This window comes from Mycobacteriales bacterium (genome assembly GCA_035504215.1).
Lineage (GTDB): Bacteria > Actinomycetota > Actinomycetes > JAFAQI01 > JAFAQI01 > DATAUK01.
Window position 1 is genome coordinate 1 of record DATJSI010000137.1, and the last position, 2431, is coordinate 2431.

The following is a 2431-nucleotide window of genomic DNA, read 5'->3' on the forward strand; positions in this document are numbered from 1 at the left end:
GACGACGAGCTTCTTCATGTAGGCGCCGTCGCCGACGGACAGGCCGTTGTACTCGGCCTCCCAGTCATCGCCGAGGAGTCCGCTGTGCACGACGCGCACCACCGCGCCGCCGCCGTCGCGCGCCTCGATGAGCCACTCGAAGGCCATGAACGTGCCGTCCGGGTTCTTGTCCTCCTGCGTCGCGTAGCGGCGACCGGGTTCCCAGGCCGTGATGCTGGCGGTGGACACCTCGCCGAACATGCTGAATGTGGTGGTCTTGCTGGCGCTGTCGATTTCGGTGCGCCCCATGAGCCAGGAGTCGACTCCCGGCCCCGACGTGATCGCCGCCCACACCTCGTCCGGCGTGGCGTCGACGGTGAACTCGTTGCGTACCTCGAAGGGATGCGTCATGACTGCTCCTTGGCTGGCGGGTCCGCGTCGTCGGTGATGCTCGGGTGCACCGCGACGATGAGGCGGTGCGGCCGACCAGTTTCGGTCTGGTAGTTGCTGATGATCCTGGTGACCGCGTCCGTGACCTCACCCACGAACGCGGCGCGGTCAGCCGGCCTCGCGAACCGAACTTCGGCATCGAGCCCGAACGTAGCGAGCGGCTTGTTGGCCCGCGCCGCCCCGTTGATGAGCGCGCCCATCTCCCGAACGAGCCGCGCGGCGAGCGCGAGCAGCCAGCGCGCGGACAGCCGATCGGGCGACCGGGCCGGATCCGGCGCGACCACGGCGAGCGCGGCCGGCGAGATGACGTAGGCCCCGGCCGATGCCTGGACGACCCGCTCGGTCATGTTGCCCTTGCGGCGCTCCTCGACCAGCTCCACCAGGCCGTGCTGCTCAAGGGTCTTGACGTGGTAGTTGACCTTCTGCCGGGCAAGCCCAAGCCGCGCGGCGAGCGTGGTCGCGGTGTGCGGCTCGGCCAGCTCCGCGAGCATCCGGGCCCGGATCGGGTCAAGCGAGACCTCCGCTGCTGCGGCGTCCTCGATCACGGCGACATCCTGCATGCCACAACCGTGCCACCGACAAGTCTTCTTGTCAAGACAGAAATAGCTGTCGGTAAAAGCTAACTGTCGGTCTGCTCCCTGGCGCCCTCGGCCGGGGCGAACAGCACGACGGCCGCCAGGTCCTCGGCGACGTCGGTGAACCGGTGCTCCTCGCCGGCGGCCACGTAGATCACTGATCCGGGTTCCACGGCAGCGGAGTCCTCCCCGGCCCGCAGAACCGCGCGCCCGGCGATCACCACGTAGATCTCGTCCTCGGTGTGCGGCACCTGGTCGTCCACGCCGCCGCGCGGGACCGAGTACGTGCCGACACTGAGATCCGTCACGCGCAGGTGCTCGATCCAGTGGTTGCGGTCCTGCCCGACCGGGGGCGTGAACCGCCCGGCGTCGTTGATCATCCTCATGGCGTCCTCCCGGTCGGCCACAATACTCACCCGCATAAACACGCAAATATCTGGAAAGTAGGGACAGGAGGGGATTGAGCGACCACAGGAGGTCAGGATGAGACGCAGGCTCCAGCTCGGGATCGCCGCCATTGCCTCAGTGGCATTACTGGCCTCGGCCTGCAGTTCGTCATCCGGTACCTCGGCAAGCGGTGGCAAGCCGGTCAGCGGCGGGACGGCGACCTTCGCCGAGCCGCCGGGGGTCACGCCGAACTACATCTTCCCGATGCTCACCGGGGCGTACTACAGCGTGGCGAACATCGAGCAGTTCCAGCGGCTGTCGTTCCGCTCGCTGTACTGGATCGGCAACGGCAAGGGCCAGCCGGTCGTCGACCCGGCCATGAGCCTCGCCGTGCTGCCGGTCTACAGCCACAACGACTCCGTGGTCACCATCCACCTCGGCAGCTACACCTGGTCCGACGGGCAGCCGGTGACAGCCCGCGACGTCGCGTTCTGGATCAACCTGCTGCGGGCCAACAAGGCCGACTTCGCCGCGTACATTCCCGGCGAGTTCCCCGACAACCTGAAGAGCTACACGATCGTGAACCCGAAGACGATCGTGCTGACGCTGACCGGGTCGTACAACCCGACGTGGTTCACCTACGACCAGCTGTCACAGATCACCCCGCTGCCCGCTCAGACGATGGACAAGACCTCTGCCTCGGGCAAGGTGGGCAATTACGACACGACGACCGCCGGGGCGAAGGCCGTGTTCGCGTTCCTGACCGCGCAGTCGAAGGACCTCGCCAGCTACGGCAGCAACCCGCTGTGGAAGGTCGTCGACGGGCCGTGGAAGCTGGTCAGCTACCAGACCACCGGCTACGCCAAGTTCGCCGCGAACCGGGCCTACGCGGGCCCGGACAAGCCCAGGCTCAGCTACTTCGTCGAGCTGCCGTTCACCAGCGACACCTCCGAGCTCAACGTGCTGCGCTCGGGCACCTCGATCGACTACGGCTACCTGCCGACGGAGGACGCGTCGCAGTCGTCGGCGCTCGCCTCGGA

Annotated in this window: 4 protein-coding genes; 1 reads left to right on the top strand and 3 read right to left on the bottom strand. The window is 67.5% G+C overall.

All coding sequences use genetic code 11. The features are described from left to right. The 3 genes from VME70_15920 to VME70_15930 form a co-directional block, all read right to left on the bottom strand. Positions 1 to 390 (bottom strand): SRPBCC family protein (locus VME70_15920; GenBank protein HTW21683.1); only part of this gene is annotated, 390 nt, incomplete at its 3' end. Further along, a complete protein-coding gene (locus VME70_15925) occupies positions 387 to 989 on the bottom strand; it encodes a helix-turn-helix domain-containing protein (GenBank protein ID HTW21684.1) in 603 nt (200 codons plus the stop codon). The genes VME70_15920 and VME70_15925, both read right to left, overlap by 4 nt. A gap of 59 nt (positions 990 to 1048) precedes the next feature. After that, positions 1049 to 1390, bottom strand: coding sequence for a cupin domain-containing protein (locus VME70_15930; GenBank protein HTW21685.1), 342 nt, complete (start codon positions 1388 to 1390; stop codon positions 1049 to 1051). Positions 1391 to 1487: 97 nt separating this feature from the next. Here VME70_15930 and VME70_15935 point away from each other — a divergent pair. Further along, on the top strand, positions 1488 to 2431 hold a 944-nt coding region (locus VME70_15935), incomplete at its 3' end, for an ABC transporter substrate-binding protein (protein ID HTW21686.1).